13 protein-coding genes and 3 tRNA genes are annotated in these 16,672 nt (G+C 34.5%); 10 read left to right on the top strand and 6 right to left on the bottom strand.

From position 1 onward, the window contains the following. Both M0051_RS18430 and M0051_RS18425 read left to right on the top strand, forming a co-directional pair. A tRNA-Lys gene (locus M0051_RS18430) sits at positions 1 to 62 on the top strand. A gap of 40 nt (positions 63 to 102) precedes the next feature. Further along, positions 103 to 175, top strand: a tRNA-Lys gene (locus tag M0051_RS18425). A 314-nt stretch (positions 176 to 489) separates the two neighbouring features. On the opposite strand, the gene M0051_RS18420 is transcribed toward M0051_RS18425, so the two are convergent. Then, complete coding sequence (locus tag M0051_RS18420) at positions 490 to 1,233, bottom strand: DUF6261 family protein (protein ID WP_306743033.1); 744 nt, start codon at positions 1,231 to 1,233, stop codon at positions 490 to 492. Between the two features lie 859 nt (positions 1,234 to 2,092). Here M0051_RS18420 and M0051_RS18415 point away from each other — a divergent pair. Together M0051_RS18415 and M0051_RS18410 are read left to right on the top strand one after the other, a co-directional pair. Further along, entirely contained in the window at positions 2,093 to 2,473 is a 381-nt protein-coding gene (locus M0051_RS18415) for a hypothetical protein (RefSeq protein ID WP_306743032.1), read from the top strand. A 194-nt stretch (positions 2,474 to 2,667) separates the two neighbouring features. After that, positions 2,668 to 3,177 (top strand): transposase, encoded by a 510-nt coding sequence (locus tag M0051_RS18410; protein WP_306743031.1) that lies wholly within the window; start codon positions 2,668 to 2,670, stop codon positions 3,175 to 3,177. A gap of 149 nt (positions 3,178 to 3,326) precedes the next feature. Here the strand turns inward: M0051_RS18410 and M0051_RS18405 are convergent, their stop codons facing one another. The 3 genes from M0051_RS18405 to M0051_RS18395 form a co-directional block, all read right to left on the bottom strand. Continuing rightward, on the bottom strand, positions 3,327 to 5,678 hold the full coding sequence (locus tag M0051_RS18405; protein WP_306743029.1) for a TonB-dependent receptor domain-containing protein: 2,352 nt from the start codon (positions 5,676 to 5,678) through the stop codon (positions 3,327 to 3,329). A gap of 151 nt (positions 5,679 to 5,829) precedes the next feature. Beyond that, positions 5,830 to 6,720: a LytTR family DNA-binding domain-containing protein gene (locus M0051_RS18400; RefSeq protein WP_306743028.1), complete on the bottom strand. Its 891-nt coding sequence runs from the start codon at positions 6,718 to 6,720 to the stop codon at positions 5,830 to 5,832. A 151-nt stretch (positions 6,721 to 6,871) separates the two neighbouring features. Next, positions 6,872 to 8,239, bottom strand: a complete 1,368-nt coding sequence (locus M0051_RS18395; protein ID WP_306743027.1) for a thioredoxin-like domain-containing protein — start codon at positions 8,237 to 8,239, stop codon at positions 6,872 to 6,874. Positions 8,240 to 8,457: 218 nt separating this feature from the next. Between M0051_RS18395 and M0051_RS18390 the strand changes: the two genes are divergently transcribed. The 6 genes from M0051_RS18390 to M0051_RS18365 all read left to right on the top strand — a co-directional run bounded on the left by M0051_RS18390 (position 8,458) and on the right by M0051_RS18365 (position 15,158). Continuing rightward, positions 8,458 to 8,530 (top strand) — tRNA-Lys (locus tag M0051_RS18390). A 397-nt stretch (positions 8,531 to 8,927) separates the two neighbouring features. Further along, positions 8,928 to 10,748 carry an HAD-IIIC family phosphatase gene (locus M0051_RS18385; RefSeq protein ID WP_306743026.1) on the top strand — a complete coding sequence of 607 codons (1,821 nt, stop codon included), beginning with the start codon at positions 8,928 to 8,930 and terminating at the stop codon, positions 10,746 to 10,748. Between the two features lie 151 nt (positions 10,749 to 10,899). Then, entirely contained in the window at positions 10,900 to 11,466 is a 567-nt protein-coding gene (locus M0051_RS18380) for an RNA polymerase sigma factor (protein WP_306743025.1), read from the top strand. A 103-nt stretch (positions 11,467 to 11,569) separates the two neighbouring features. Continuing rightward, positions 11,570 to 12,118, top strand: a complete 549-nt coding sequence (locus M0051_RS18375) for a hypothetical protein (protein WP_306743024.1) — start codon at positions 11,570 to 11,572, stop codon at positions 12,116 to 12,118. A 54-nt stretch (positions 12,119 to 12,172) separates the two neighbouring features. Continuing rightward, the gene (locus M0051_RS18370; RefSeq protein ID WP_306743023.1) at positions 12,173 to 13,234 is read left to right on the top strand and encodes a hypothetical protein; all 1,062 of its coding nucleotides are present in this window, start codon (positions 12,173 to 12,175) and stop codon (positions 13,232 to 13,234) included. A 151-nt stretch (positions 13,235 to 13,385) separates the two neighbouring features. Continuing rightward, the gene (locus M0051_RS18365; protein WP_306743022.1) at positions 13,386 to 15,158 is read left to right on the top strand and encodes an aminopeptidase P family protein; all 1,773 of its coding nucleotides are present in this window, start codon (positions 13,386 to 13,388) and stop codon (positions 15,156 to 15,158) included. A gap of 29 nt (positions 15,159 to 15,187) precedes the next feature. Here M0051_RS18365 and M0051_RS18360 read toward each other — a convergent pair whose 3' ends face one another. Together M0051_RS18360 and M0051_RS18355 are read right to left on the bottom strand one after the other, a co-directional pair. Continuing rightward, entirely contained in the window at positions 15,188 to 15,598 is a 411-nt protein-coding gene (locus M0051_RS18360) for a secondary thiamine-phosphate synthase enzyme YjbQ (protein ID WP_306743021.1), read from the bottom strand. Between the two features lie 252 nt (positions 15,599 to 15,850). Continuing rightward, positions 15,851 to 16,291: a hypothetical protein gene (locus tag M0051_RS18355; RefSeq protein WP_306743020.1), complete on the bottom strand. Its 441-nt coding sequence runs from the start codon at positions 16,289 to 16,291 to the stop codon at positions 15,851 to 15,853. Positions 16,292 to 16,672: the final 381 nt, after the last annotated feature.

The following is a 16,672-nucleotide window of genomic DNA, read 5'->3' as shown; positions in this document are numbered from 1 at the left end:
AGCTCAGCTGGTAGAGCACAACACTTTTAATGTTGGGGTCCTGGGTTCGAACCCCAGAGGGATCACTAAAGACAACCAAAGTCTTTCATAAAAAATCAGGATGATTCCTTAGCTCAGCTGGTAGAGCACAACACTTTTAATGTTGGGGTCCTGGGTTCGAACCCCAGAGGGATCACTTAAAGAAATGAAGAGTTGCCAAAATATTGGTGACTCTTTTTTTGTGCAGTAAATTTTAAGGCATCTTAATAAGATGTCTATGCTCTCTCCTATTCAGAATTAGTGAATTTTAAATCATCTAAAAAATAAAAACCTCCTTTCGTTAAAAAGGAGGTTTAGTCTTAAAATAAATGCTGTTGGTATAAAAATTATAGAGGATAGATAAATACTGACAAAATGGTTATATTTTTGTCCTAAGCCGAGGCCCTTAATTCCCTTTTGAAACTTTCGTCGGTTTAACTCGAGAATTTGTGGAGCCTCTGCTTTTTTTATTTATGCCTCCTGTTCCTGGGTTTGTTCTTCTTTAGCGTTTTCGTTTTTGGTAGTGCGTGTTTTCACAATGGTTTGATAGCGCTGTGTACAATCGTTAATGAAAGCTTCCATCTGATCGTACTTTTCGTTAGGAGCTATGCGATTCAACACCTCAATAGCCTCGAAAAGTTGCTCACAACTCACTCTTAAATTCTTGTACACCTCTAAAGTGTCATACTCCGTTTCCGATGATTCAGCAACAGTTTTATCTTCCTGCAGTTTCAAATATTCTGCATTGTCATCAACCATATCCTGATACCAATCGGTAGCAGACAGTTGCTCTATTAAACTGGTATTTTCAGCGGAGCTGAGTTCTTTAATTAAACTGGCCATTTTAGCCGATTGATCTGCCCTACTCTCAATTTGTAACGACCATCCATGAGACCTGATTATTCTCAACAGACTTTCTGCTTTCTCAGCAGTTGTTGCATTCTTTCGATGAGAGCATGCTTCAATCAAGTTTCTAAATGCAAGGTAAGACTCATCACGACGATGGTCTTTTGCTTTTAGCATATCCGTAAACTTACTGGATCGAGTACGATTCGACACCTCAACAGCCACCTCGTACCTGGCTGCAAACTGATCAATAGCAGATACAATTTGTAATCCTTCCTTATCGATCGATTTTAGATAAGTTGATATTTCGCCGCAGTAACTTAAAAACTCATTTAAGTGCAGCTTTGAAAAATTCATTTGTTCTATCATATTCTATTTTTTTATGATGTGAACCAACAGCATTATTATTAAAACCATTATAAATTTAATTTATTTTGTAAAGCAATAAAACTTTTTTAACATTTTTTACCGAAGCACCTATTCCTATTATATATAAGGAGTAATACAAACTCTCATAATTTCACACCTCTAAATTTAATTTACTTAAAAACATCATCACTCTTACCTATCGTAAAATACAATTACAAGTTCACAAAATAGAATCTACCGAATTTTGAATCATTCCTTTGCTAAAAGAAAACGAAGAAATAAGCTTTTGAGACAACAAGCTCTTCACCTCATTGAAGAAATTGTTTTTTTGCAAGATGAGTTCCTCAACCAATTGAGGAAGTACTTTTTTGAGAAAACGAGCTCCTCAGCCAATTGAGGAGGTGCTTTTTGAGGAAAATGAGATCCTCAGCCAATTGAGGAGGTACTTTTTTGAGAAAACAAGCTCCTCAACCAATTGAGGAGGTACTTTTTTGAGAAAACAAGCTCCTCAACCAATTCAGGAGGTACTTTTTTGAGAAAACAAGCTCCTCAACCAATTGAGGAGATACTTTTTTGGGAAAATGAGCTCCTCAGCCAATTGAGGAAGTACTTTTTTGGAAAAACGAGCTCCTCTGCCAGTTGAGGAGGTACTTTTTTGGGAAAATGAGCATCTGAACCAATTCAGGAAATACTTTTTTGAGAAATGCCTAATATGATTTTGAACCTTACAATAAGATTACCATTTGTTTATTTTGTTTAGCAATTATTGTTTTATAAATTCAAGAAGTCAATTTTAAAGATTGATACAATACACAAATAAGAAGTGGGTAATTAAACTGAACTAAAAAAACGGAACAAATTGAAAGCAAAAGTACTTCATACAATTATTCAGAAGTATATCACTCCTGAAATTCTTGCAATTAATTATGACCTTGATAATTTAGATATAAAATACTCTGCAGATAAAGCAGATGAATATTTAATCCGTTTTGAGAATCCCTTTGGTTTTAAATGTATACACGAAAGAGATATGATGGACTATTGGAATTATAAGACCTTAACTGACAACTGGATTCTCGAAATAACTGAAGGCGGGTGGTTAGATCAGGAAAAGTCCCGTTCATTAATCTCAGATGAAATGTTTGAATTAAGAGAATTTCTTATTGAAGGAATCGATTATTGTGTTTCAGTGTTTTCATTACATGAACCAATAATTAAACCTACTGAAATTAACAAATAACTACCCACTACAAAAGTTAAAACTTAAGGATGGTGACGCCCGACAAGATAATGTAACAAAAACAATAAACTTTTAAAATACAGCGAAAAGATTAAACCAACGAATATACAGGTAGAGTAAGGACGTAGCAGTGCTACGTCCCTACGGCAGTCCCTACACCAAATACATCAAAACATTCACAACATCCCATTGGAATGAAAAACCGCAAATCCATTCGCAAACGAAATCATGATTACTCGGAGCCGGGATGGTATTTTATAACCATCAGCACCAAAGATAAAGAAGCTTTCTTTGGAAACATTGTTGATGGTAAAGTGCAGTTATCAGCCATAGGAAAACAGGCTGAAAACTTTTGGAAAAATATTGCCATATACAATAAACATGTAGAATTGGGCGAATTTGTTATTATGCCCGATCATATACATGGTATAATAGGTATTGTGAATGATTGTAAGGACGTTGCACTGCAACGTCCCAACGACACAAGCAAAAACCAATACATGTCGTCCATAGCACCCAAACCGGGTAGTTTATCTATAGTGATACGATCCTATAAATCGGCATTGACCAAATGGTGCAGACAGAATGGATATTCTTTATTTGATTGGTTGCCTCGCTTCCATGATAGAATAATTCGCAGTCAATCAGAATTTGATAGAATTGAAGAATACATTCGAATGAATCCAAAGAGATGGGGGAAATAAAAGCAATAATAAAATGACAGTCAGTTAGATATCACACAGTAAGGATGTAGCATTGCTACGTCCCTACACCAAATATATCAAAACATCTACAATTGCGAACACCCACATTTATCAAATGATCTACCAAAGATGCAATGCTACTGCCTCAATTAAAAACCCTTCTCCTGCTTTCCCTCCTCTACTCGATTTTGTCTTTCAATTTTGGCTCTCTGCTTTCCCCATTTAAACTGGTAACTGGCCTGAAGACGAATAAAGAAGGTCGACACATGCACCTGCCCTTTTGTGTTGGAGTGGTAATCTGGTCCTGAACTTCTTACTGCCGAATAAGTAAAATCTTTTTTCAATGGAATGGTTGATGAGATTCCAAGTTTCAAACCACTTTTAAAGGACTGATTAAGCGAACAAATGTAGATGGCATTGTAGTAACGTCTATTCTGCAAATCGTATGTAGGGCTAATGTATTGAAAAGTACATGAGGCAGAAAGTTCATTGGTCAGCTTCACTCGCGATGAACAGCCAAATTCGTACCCAGAACTGTTTTTCGCTGAAATATCCAATTGCCGCGCCAAGGTATTCGGACGGTCAGACCGATGATACATTTTTAGGTAAGGAGTGATTCCAATGGATTTATCTAAACTAAGGGTGGCACTCAACTTTAGTCCATATTCCTTTCTGTCTGCTAAATTGGCGATGTTATTCTCCAACAATTGTTCTTGATTGACAAAGGCATAGTTCTGTATCAAATCGTTTGAAATGCTATGATACATTTGAACAGAAACATAGCTCTTGCCTATAGCACCGGAATAATTCAAACCAATGTGATGATGAATGGCTGGAATCAAATCGGGATTTCCTCGTTTGATACTTACCGGATCGATTCGAGTAGCAATAGGCGATAATTGGTATACATGCGGGCGAGTAATGCTTTTTCGATAATTGAATCGAAAACGCTGCTTCTTGGAAACTTGCCAGGTCAGTTGTAGGTTAGGCAAGAACGAAATTTCTTCATTTTTCTCGCCCACATTTAAACCCGAGTAAGAATACTCGCCTCGTAATCCAATGCTGGCCTTTATTTTATTTTTTTTACCTGATAATGCCATGTATGCAGCATGTATATCTTCCTGGTAATTAAAATCTGTGGAATTGCGATCTTCCATTTTTCGCAGTTGACTCTTCCATCCTGCATCCAATTTTAAATCTGATCCGACAGGAGAAGTGTAATCCATACGAAAACCAACAAACTGATTCTGGGGTTTTATTCCATTAAGTTCCGTGTTTTCCTGATTTTCGTACCAGATGGAATGCTCCCCTCGCAATCGAAAGTAATTTAAATCGAAAGCAATCTCTCTTCCTTTCCTGTTAAACAGATGTTTGTAATACATGGAATAATGCGACAAAATGTAGTCGTTTTTCTCTATCCTGGCACTTGTTTCTTGCAAATTGATCTTCTCATTGGTACTTCCCTGCATTTCTGATCTCCCCTCAAAACTCTGATTCTCCGGACAGAGAAATGCATACAAACTAAACTGATTTCGCGAATCAAGATAGTAATCGGCTCCCATATGGATATTGTGTTTCCAGTTTTTTTGCCTCAAATCCATAGCTGAATAAAAAGTGTGCAATCCATTTGGGGTGTTCAGTATTTTAATATTCTCTTCGGTATTGTCGAAATAACGTAGATTTCCGTTGTATGAAGTGTATAAATTCAATTTCCTATTGTTGTAGTTCAACCCAAAAGTTGGATCCAGGAATATTTCCTTCGAATTGGTCGGAATTTCAGAAAAAATGTGTCCACTCATCCCTAGCTCTCTTTCTTTTAGGATGACATGAATTACCCCCGTAATACTCGCATCATAATTTGCTCCAGGATCTCGAATGATTTCTACTCTATCAATCTGCTTGGCATTTAATTGCTCCAGGTATTGCTTATCACGCTCCTTTCCATCCACCAATATTTTAATGTTCGAACTACCATCCAAACTGATATTCTTCATCAGATCTATCTGAACTCCCGGAACATGTTTCAGGATATCAACCCCCGAATTGGAGTTGCTGTAGATTTTTTTATTCATCAAGAAACTTGTTCCGTTATCGATGGTCTTTGCTTTAATTCGCTCACCAACCACTACAGTCTCTGCCATATGGATGGTTTCCTCGTGTAAAGAAACTGTTCCCAAATTGAAATTATGATTCTTATCGAGCCTGACAGGTAGCATGTATGTCTGGTATCCTATAAAGCTAATACGAAGTAGGTAACTCCCATTTTTTACCTGGTCGATTTCAAAATAGCCATCTTGATTGCTTGTAGTTCCTGTTATCAAAGAGGTATCTCTCTGCTGATGCAAGGAGACTGTAGCAAAAGCAATCGGACTTTTATCCTTCTGGTCGCATACTACCCCATGCATTTTTTGTTTTCTTTCTGTAGCGTATACTTCACATACTAGAAGAATAAAAGCCAACAACAAAAAGCTTTTTAAATTTATTAGATGGTAACAATTCATATTTCCTGACTGATTTATTTTTACAGTTGATATTCATTGCAAAGTCAGTAAATAAAGGCTCAAGAGGCAAAATTGTGGTACAGACATCAGGGATTTGTGACGAAGAACAAATCCTTTCTAAATGCAATTTTAAACTTGTTACAAATGGCAATTAATTGGTACCAATGGCAAGCTGAGATTTTTGTAAATCCTGCTCAACCTTATCGAAGTTGGTAATATTTTGTCTTGAAACAGGCAATTCGGCATCTGTTCCGACAAGTTTTAAACGATAGCCAGAACTGTTTCCTTTTTTAAGAATTACCATTTTTAAATTCACAATAAATGCCCTATGTGTTCTCATTAGGTAAGGCATTTCGCTCAATTGATTCTCAATATCTCCTATCGAGTTTCGAACCATTTCTTTCTCGATCTTGTCATTTTTAAGAAAATAGAAAATCACATAATTCCCATTTGACTCTGCATATAGAAATGATTCAGGATTGAAACGAATGTCTCCTTTTTTTAATTTTGAGTTGATGTGAATCAGTTCACACTTCTCATTTATATGATTGTCCTTATTTGGATCACTAGCCTTTGTCAAAAGTAAATACCTGCTATTTTGAATGGTAAACAGAAAGTATGGAAGCGTACCTGTAATGAGCGTACTTCTTACAGAATCCAGAAAAGTATAAATATTCCATCTCCCTTCTGTGTTTTCCATTATAAATCCAAAAAAGTAATTCCATACACCTAAAATCAGAAAAAGTATTAAAGGGAATCCAAGTTCTTTTAAAAGAGTCCAACTCTCCTTACTCTTAAAAACCGGAAATAGTTTTAATGCTCTAATTGTGATATAGAGCGGTGGCATTAGGGCCAATAGATATATTGCCATTGTAACTTCATAACTAAACGGATCCGAACTGTTGGTATGTCGCGGTTTGTATAAAATGGTAAACAGGTAACAAAATACAGCAACGATTATCATTCCAATAAAAGGCTTGCGTAGAATGTAATTTTGCGGAAATTTCTGTTTGAACCAATTTAAAGCACGATAGTTCATCATTTGGAATAGCTATTAGGTTTTACAGTATGTAAAGATAAGTATAATATCAGAATATCGATAAACACAAATTTCTACGATAACCAATCCAAAAACTACACAACAAAAGACATTGAACCAGTACTTTCTTCTTTATGTGCGAAGCTTAATCTTATCAATTAAAAAGCTCGTTCAACTTCTGTTCCAATTGGAAAAAAGTGTGAGGCAATGCCATCACCTTTAGCGAAGAATCGATTAAAAACATACTTGGTGTAACAAATGTATTTAATTGATTGGCAACTGTTCCATGTAATCCATCGGTATCACAAGAATTTATCCATGGATAATTCCCATTCATTACAGCCGTTTTCCAATAATTCAGATTGCTATCCAAAGAAACCGCCACAACCTCTAAACCGAGTTCTTTATAAGTATAGTATATCTCTGAGATTTGTGAAAGCATATTCACACTGTGCTTACAACTCCCCGACCACACAATTAAAAGAGTTACCTCGCTATTCACATTGCTTAAATTCTGCACCCTTCCATTGTTGGTATGATACAAAGGAATGTCAGGCACTTGCCAACCTTTTGTGATGGCTTTAAAATTATTGATTCTGCGCTTTATTGTTTTGGTATTCAAAACATATTCACAAGTATTTAGTACTCGATAGGCATCACTTACAATGTGGTACACTTCCAAATACTCTTCTGCAGGGAAACGATTCATCAGGTAATTGGCCATGTATTTTTGCGATCCTGGATCTAGTTCAGTCAACCAGAACAAATTGCCAATTAACTCCTTAATTTCTTTATAATTGCCACTACTTATAAAATCATTAATCTGATGTGCCTTCAGGTATTTAGATACTTTATCGTAATACACCGGTGTTCCGGTAAGTAGCGAATCCGAAAAGGCAAAATAATCAAAAAAGTGTTTCAGATAATATTCATTAGCTTTTTGCCCTTTCAGTTTTACATCAGGAATCAATTCCTGCTGAGCCAAGGCAAAACGAGCCGACCATGAATCAATATGCGCCCCCCATAAATCCTTAAGCAAATTGCGTTTCGATTTTTTTAGCTTTTTAAATTGCGAATACTTCTCTTTAAATAAAGAATCTTTCTCATTTAAATTCAGCAAATCTTCACGCAAGTCCTCTATCGATTCATTCAAAATCGAAAATTCGGATAAATAATATTGGTATTGGTAGTTTTCATCATTTTCTGTAAACTGCAACTCTCCTTCTTCCATTGAACCTGACAAGGAGAACCAAAAATCTTTTCTATCAATCTTAATATCAATCTTACTACTCGCATTGGCTATTCGATAAAATCCCGGACTTCCTTCCCAATTAAATCGAATTATACCATTAAAATCAACCTGGGCACTATCTACAATAAAAACTCCTCCATCATCACCAGTTAAAAGCAAGAAATCTTCACCTTTATAATTCAACATTTCACCTTTCAAACTCATTTTATCTTGTCCAACCGCTACCAGCGAGATTAGGAAAAACAGGATTGTAAGTAGTTTTTCGTACATATAACAAAAATTGCTTATTATTTATAATTTCACTTGTAAGTAAACGTAAAGGTACGTAATCCAATTATGCAATACCCTAATTATATTTTTTTTATCAGCATTGAAAACAAAGTAAAATTGTAACCACAAAACAATCAAACAATAAGCAAATGCCCATTAATTCATTTGCCAGCAATTTATTTTCAAAAATTCATTTTTTTCAGTAATTTAGGGATCCTGATTCCTTAGCTCAGCTGGTAGAGCACAACACTTTTAATGTTGGGGTCCTGGGTTCGAACCCCAGAGGGATCACTTATAAACGAGAGTTGCCAAAATATTGGTGACTCTTTTTTCTGAAAGTCTAGAAAAGTTTGAATAGTGAAAAAATAGAAAAGTTGTAAAATTCCAAAGCCAATTCAATTTAAGTACTGCCGAGTAGTTCCCATTCCAAATTCACACAATAGCAAAATCACAAAAACCTTTCATTTCTGTTGGGATTCTCATTTTATCAGTGAATATTACGGTGCTCTGCACCTATTTTGACTCTTAATAATGAAGACTCTATGACGATCAAAATCATTTCTTTACCTCTATGCAGACTTATATCTATTTTGATAAACCCTCCTATTCTCCTCATGAACAACACTTTGATTGATTGTTATTTTTATTTATTCTATATAAATTTAGAGTAAACAATTAAGTTTTCAATATGGAGTCAATTAAGCTGATAATTTGGGATTTGGATGAAACTTTTTGGAAAGGAACTTTATCAGAAGAAGGCATTATTCCTATAAATGAAAACATTCAACTAATTAAACACCTAAGCTCAAGAGGAATTATCAATTCAATTGCTTCTAAAAATGAATTTGAAACAGCAAAAGCCAAACTGCTCGAATTAGGAGTTTGGGATTATTTTGTTTTCCCGCAGATCAACTGGAATCCCAAAGGAAAAAACGTCAAGCAAATTATTAGTTCGGCACAGCTTCGCCCTGCGAATGTTTTATTTCTCGACGACAATCATTTAAATCTGGCTGAAGTAGAATTTTACAACCAAGGCATTTTTACAAAAGAACCTGATTTCATACCAGAAATTAGCAAACACAAAGCTTTTACAGGAAAGGATGACACCGCACTTACCAGATTGCAGCAATATAAAATCTTAGAGGAAAAAGAGAAGGAAAAAGAACATTTTTCAGACAACATCCATTTTCTGGAGTCATCGGATATTCACTTGGCAATTATTGAAAATTTAGAACCTATAATCGATAGAATTCACGAACTCATAAACCGAACCAACCAAATTAACTATACCAAGAAAAGAATTGATAAAAATGAATTGGAAGTATTACTTAAAGATTCTGATTATGAATGTAAAGCAGTAAAAGTAAAAGATCGATTTGGAGAATATGGAATTGTTGGATTCTATGCCTTGCTTAAAAGAAAAAACCAGCTGGAACATTTTCTCTTTTCCTGCCGTTCGATGAATATTGGCTTAGAGCAATACATGTATGCCAAACTCAATTTCCCAGAATTACAACGAGTGGGTGATGTTACGGTTGAATTGAACTCAAAAGATCACCCTCACTGGATCAAGGAGGTTAATGATTGGACAAACGATAATCAGAACAAGGGTTCTTCATCAACCAAAATATTTTTAAAAGGTGCATGCGATTTAAGACAAATGGCTCATTATTTATCGTATAAAGATCTGGAAGTAGACACCGAATATAATAATGTAAACCAGAACAATCACCCCATTCCAAAAGCGCATACCGAAATTCTTCTTCAATCGGAAAGTTTGGATGAAGAAAGTAAAAGTGAATTGATAGCTTCCTTTCCATTCTTAGATCAACAGGTTTTCGACACCGATGTATTTTCCAGTAATTACGATATTTTGGTGTACAGTCTCCTGGTTGATTATACAATGGATTTGTATCAGTCAAAATCATCTGGAATAAAAATCCCTTACGAATCTTATTCCGATTTTGTAAATGAATCGAAAGCAGAATTTGTTGCTCGGTGCAAAAAACACGAATTCAAAAATATGAATGAAGTCTTTTATGATTTTTTCAGCACTGAATATGATTTTATTGGGCAGATTACAGAAAATCAATTAATCAAAAACCTCAAAACCATTCGAAAGAAGGTTAAAAAGCCAATCATTTTTATTAATGGTGCAGAAGTTGACACACCTGCTGCAAATAAATCAGAATATGGAAAAGCCAGAATCAGACATGAGAAAATGAATAATGCCTTGGAACAATTCTGCAATTCTCACAAGGACACTTACATTCTTGATGTAAGAGAATTTATTAGCGAAACTGATATCAATCATAGCATCAGACATTACAAAAGGTCGGTTTATGAAAATATGGCTAATGAGCTGATCTCCACAATTGAAAATATCAAGGAGCAAAAACTGGAAAGAAATGAGTTTGAATACCAATTTAAACGTAGTTTGAAAATTCTTAGATCAACATTTAAAGAATTTGCAAAAAATATTCTTTTACGTGCCAGTTCACTTTTTTAATCATCAATTACATCAATATCTGTTATTTACAAAATATTCTTACCCTGATACTGTCTTGGTATTTCTTTTTAATTATATTTATTCTCTCAAATAATTAAAAAGACATGCAACGCATGATTCCCGCAATCGTCATTAGAATAGAAATTGATTAATGAGCTCATTGTACCAAAACATTCACCAGGATTTAATTGAGCTTTGCGGGAAAAACGACCCCAAAGCACAATTTAAGATTTATAAATTATACTACAAGGCAATGTATAATTCGTCTTTGCGCATCGTAAAAGACGAATCGGAAGCCGAAGATATTATGCAGGAAGCGTTTTTATCAGCTTTTAAAAATATCAAAAAGTATAAAGGTGAAGTTAGCTTTGGTGCCTGGTTAAAACGAATCGTTATAAATCGTTCTTTGGATAGCCTAAAAAAGAGAAAGCTTGAACTTTTCCCATTGGAAGATGAGTTATATAAGCTAAAAGAAGAGGAAAGCAGTTATGAGATCGAGGATACCAAGGAACAAATTGATTTAATTAAACAAGCTATAAACCTGCTACCAACAGGTTACCGTATTATATTGAACCTGTACTTATTGGAAGGATACGATCATGAAGAGATAGCAAAAGTTATGAATGTAAATGCATCAACATCAAGATCACAATTTTTGAGAGCCAAAAAGAAACTGATTCAATTATTAGAAAAAGAGAAAACCAAAAAATTGCTGTAAACCGTTCTCTTATTGCCGTTAATACCAAATGACTACACCAACATGAAGTATTAACATTAAAAAAAGAAGGTTACGTACAACAATTCGAATAAAACTTGTTTGTATGAAAGAATTGGAAAAAGTACTTAGGGAACACAAGGAAGTATTCGATGATCATGATCCTGGGAGTGATCATTTTGAAAACTTTCTAGGAAAATTGAACAACGAACAAAAAAAGAAATCTCTATTTGGGATGTCAAGACTTTTAAAAGTGGCAACAATAGCTATTTTTGTGGTCATTTCGGGGATTACCGGATATCAGATTCGTAAAATGCAATCTCCTGCAGAATTAGGACTTGGAGCAATATCTCCGGAATATCAGGAAGTTGAATTGTTTTACACATCAAATATCGACAGCCAGTTGAGGATGATTGAGCGAATGGGAAGCTTTGATAACAAAGAACACCAAAACATTTTATCAGAAGAACTGAAAGAGATGGATAAACGCTACAATCAACTAAAACAAGAATTAAAATTGCATCCTGATGATGACAGAGTAATTCAGGCAATGATTGAATATTACCAGGTAAAAACCAATATTTTAAACAGAATTATTGAGCAATTGTATCAGGTAAGAAAGCAAACGAAAACAAACCTGAATGTCTCGGCATAATTCAGAAAACAACCACTAATAACAAGAATTTAAAAGCATAAAAATAGAACAACGATGAAAGCATTTAAATTTAAATTTTCGGCTATCCTACTGATTTTAGTTATGGGATTTGGATTTAATTCCTTTGCTACAGATGAATATGAGAAAGAAATTATCGAAGTATTCTCAGCCAAGCAAGGAACTGAATTAAAAATTAGCAACAAATATGGTGATGTTGATATCCATAATTGGGAAAAAGATTCAGTTTCGGTAAAGGTTTTAATTACCATTGAAACTACCAGTGAGGAAAAGGCAAAGTTACTTTTCACCAATATCGATATCAATATGGATAAAATTGGTGATGTAATTAAAGCAGAAACCAGAATGTCTACAAAGTTTAAAACTGGTAAAAAATTCAGTATCGATTATGAAATTTTTATGCCAGATTATATTAAACTTGATGTAGTCAATAAATTTGGAAATATCTTTATTCAATCGCTTAAAGAGAAAGCTAACATTAATCTAAGCTATGGAAATCTAAAAGCAGTAAAGCTTCTATATCCAGAAGAAAAACCTGTAAGTACTATTAACCTAGCATATGCAAAAGCAACTATTGAAGAGTGCAATAGAACAAAACTTACTTTAAAGTATTCGAAAATGAATATTGGAATAAGCAAGGCATTAATTGTAGTTAGTCGTTATTCTAAACTGCATTTGGATAATAATGAAACTGTTTTTGCCGATTCAAAATATGACGCTTTCAACATTGTAAATACAGATGTATTTAGAGTTAATATGGGACAATATTCCGACTTTAGAATTGAAAATGTAAACAAAGCATTGGAGTTGACTCTTAAATATGGTAATTGTAAAATCGACAATGTTTCTAAAGATTTTGAAAGTATTAAAGTGGATAACCAATACGTAGCAAGTAAAATTGCAATTGAAGAAGGTGCTTCGTATTCACTTGAGGCAGAAACCAAATATTGTGGTATCAATTATCCTGATAATGCACAAGTAATTCAAAAGATCGTTGACAACTCGGAAACTTACTTGAAAGTAATCGTAGGAAATTCAAATGATCCTAAAGGAAAAGTAAAAATTAACAGCCAATATGGAAATGTTAGTTTAAGATAAAAAAAATACAATTCGAAGAAGCCTCTTTTTCTTATGAGAAAGAGGTTTTTTTGTATAAAATCATATTTTCATTGATTTTTTTAAGAAAGGAATCGTCTCAATTCCTTCATATTATTGTAATTTTATGGCCTAAACAATAACAAACCTAAAAATGACTATTTCCGAAAGAGTAAACGCATTGCGTTTTCTAATGAATGAAAAAGAAATTAACGCCTACATCATTACCAGCTCAGACCCACATATGAGCGAATACGTTCCTGAAAGATGGACCGGTCGTCAATGGATTTCAGGATTTACCGGATCGGCAGGAACTGTTGTTATCACCGAAAACAAAGCTGGTCTTTGGACTGATTCCAGATATTTTTTACAAGCCGAAAAAGAATTGACTGACAGTGGTATTGAGCTGTTTAAAATGGGCACCGAGAATACTCCTAATCCTTATCAGTGGCTAACGTCCGAACTGAATGTAGATGCAAATATTGGATTTGATGGAACTTGCTTTTCTGTTGCTGAGACACGCAACTTAAAGAACAACTTAGGAGATTTAGGAATTCATATTGTTGAAGAATTTGATTTAATCAATGAGATTTGGGAAGATCGCCCTGCTTTACCTAATGGAGAAATCTTTGATCATGATTTAAAATATTCTGGCAAAACCAGATATGCTAAGCTTACCAAGATTCGCAAAAAAATGGCAGAATTAGATTGCAATTATCATTTTGTAGGAAGTATGGATGATGTTGCATGGATCTTTAATTTACGTGGAAGCGATGTTGATTACAACCCACTTGCATTGACTTACGCACTTATTGAAAAAGAAAAGGCCACCATTTATTTGAACGAAGCAAAAGTACCAGATAGTCTTGCTAAAACTTTGCTTGAAGATGAAATTGAGATTGCTGGCTACGGAAGAATTTTCTCTGATTTGGAAGAAATTCCAGGTTCTGCCAATGTTCTATTGGATATCAATCGAACAAACTTAAGAATCTACAATTCCATTTCGGCAAACATCATTGAAAGAGAAAATCCAACACAACTTTTTAAAAGCACTAAGAATGATGTAGAAATTGAAGGAATGAAAAATGCCATGAAAAAAGATGGTGTTGCTTTAACACATTTCTACTATTGGTTGGAAGAAAATCTTGGAAATACAAAAGTTACCGAATTTACGGTAATGGAAAAATTAAAAGAGTTCCGTTCTCAGCAAGAAGGTTTTAAAGGTGAAAGTTTTGGAACCATTTGTGGTTATAAAGCTCATGGAGCACAACCACATTATCATACAACAAAAGAAAGTAATGTTGAGATTGAAAAAGAAAGCATTCTTTTAATTGATTCTGGTGCTCAATATCTTGATGGAACAACAGATATTACCAGAACTATTCCACTTGGAGATTTAAGCGAAGAACAAAAAATAGATTATACCTTGGTGTTAAAAGGAATGATTCAACTGTCAATGGCTGTTTTTCCTGTAGGAACTCGTGGTTGCAACATTGATGCTTTAGCACGAATGGATTTGTGGAAAAACCTGCGCAATTACGGGCACGGAACAGGTCATGGAGTTGGTTGCTTTATGAATGTACACGAAGGTCCTCAAAGCATTCGACAGGAACTTAAAGATCAAGCTATTTTAAAAGGTATGATTACGTCGAATGAACCAGCATTGTACCGAGATGGAAAATATGGAATTCGCCACGAAAATTTAATTCTTTGTAAAGATGCGGGCTCATCGGAATTTGGTGATTATTTGGAGTTTGAAACCATCACACTTTGTCATTTCGAAACCAAAGGCATCATAGTTGAATTATTAACCCAAGAAGAAAGATACTGGCTGAATAATTATCACCAAAAGGTATACGATATTCTTTCTCTAGATCTGGATGAGAAACACAGAGCATGGTTACGAGAAAAAACACAAGCTATATAAAGAAAAAACGCCTCGAAATGAGGCGTTTTTTATGAATATATTGTAACAACAATTTTACGACGTCCTCCTCTATTTCTAAATTCGCACAAATAAATCCCCTGCCAAGTTCCCATATTTAATTGATGTTTTGTAATGGGAATAGTAAGCTCTGTTCCCATTATTGAAGCTTTTACATGTGCCGGCATATCATCTGCCCCTTCGAAAACATGTGTATAATAAGCTTCATTTTCTGGCACCAAACAATTCATAATCGACTCAAAATCATCACGAACCGAAGGATCAGCATTCTCGTTAATGGTTAATGCTGCTGACGTGTGTTTGATAAACAGGTGCATCATTCCTGTTTCTGGTAAATCAGGTAAATTTCTTCTTATTTCCGAGTCAATTAAGTGATATCCTCTCGAATATGCGGGTAAGGTGATTTCTATCTGTTGGATCATTACTTGTTTATGGTTTCTTCAAAAATTAATATGCATGCTAATTTAGAAATTCGTGCAAGTAATAGCAAGTATTCAACTATCAGCTTCAAGTCTGATACAACAATCTTAGAAACTTTAACTATTAGTATGCCAATTATTGATCACTGTGAAAAGAAATTCCCGGCTTTGAATTTTGCTTCGATGGCAATCATGCAAAATATTCAAAACCGGGAACCGCCTTACTTACCTATTGATATGCTAATCTACTATATCTCAATGTCTGATCCTTGCTTTAACCTTTACAGGATCGGAACTAAATATCTCTTTAACACGAGCAATCATTTGATTCTCGGTCATATTATCTTCCGATTCAATTTTTCTCACTCTATCATTAAGATTGGTATGCTTATTAATATGCTTAGCCAGATGTACTTTTGTTTCAGCTGGTCCAAACAAGTAAATCTCCTCTGCATTCTCGAGTTTAGAACTTATGTTTTCAAAGTACTGTTTAAACTGGTGTCTGCGTCGGTGAGTCATTCGCTTTGCTGGATTAATAAACTGATTCCCCATTCGGGAATAAGCCTTTGTTTCTCCTTTAAAACGCACTCTTGTTTCAACTTCCGATTCAATTGTTTCAATCTGGCCATTGCCATTTTCAAGTGTAATAATGTAGGCTTTTTCGGTATCTAACCAAACTCCAATGTTTTTTTTCATCTTCGCCTCCTTTTATATGAATAGATTCTAAAAAATAAATTGAACTGCTTAATTCTTTTCAGGTTTTCGAGAAGGTTTACTCCGATCGGTTTCCAGAAGTATATCTATAATAATATGAAATATTACAAAGGTCATAAAATATTGATTTTTCATGCATTAGAAGCCCAATCGGATCTATTTTAAAATTACGAATAAATCACAGCCATGTCAAGCAAGTTGGTAAAAAACAAAGCTTATTCAGACAAAATAAATATGATGAAAATGAAAATGTTTGAAACTCAATTTCAATTATGAAATTGATAATTCAGAATGGTACTTACCAAATTAATTCATCCAAAATAGGCTAGATCAGAACAAAAAAAGAGATCCATTAAATGGATC

This window comes from Marinifilum sp. D714 (genome assembly GCF_030851345.1).
In the GTDB taxonomy this organism is placed as follows: Bacteria; Bacteroidota; Bacteroidia; order Bacteroidales; family Marinifilaceae; genus Marinifilum.
This window is presented reverse-complemented; position numbering and strand designations above follow the sequence as displayed.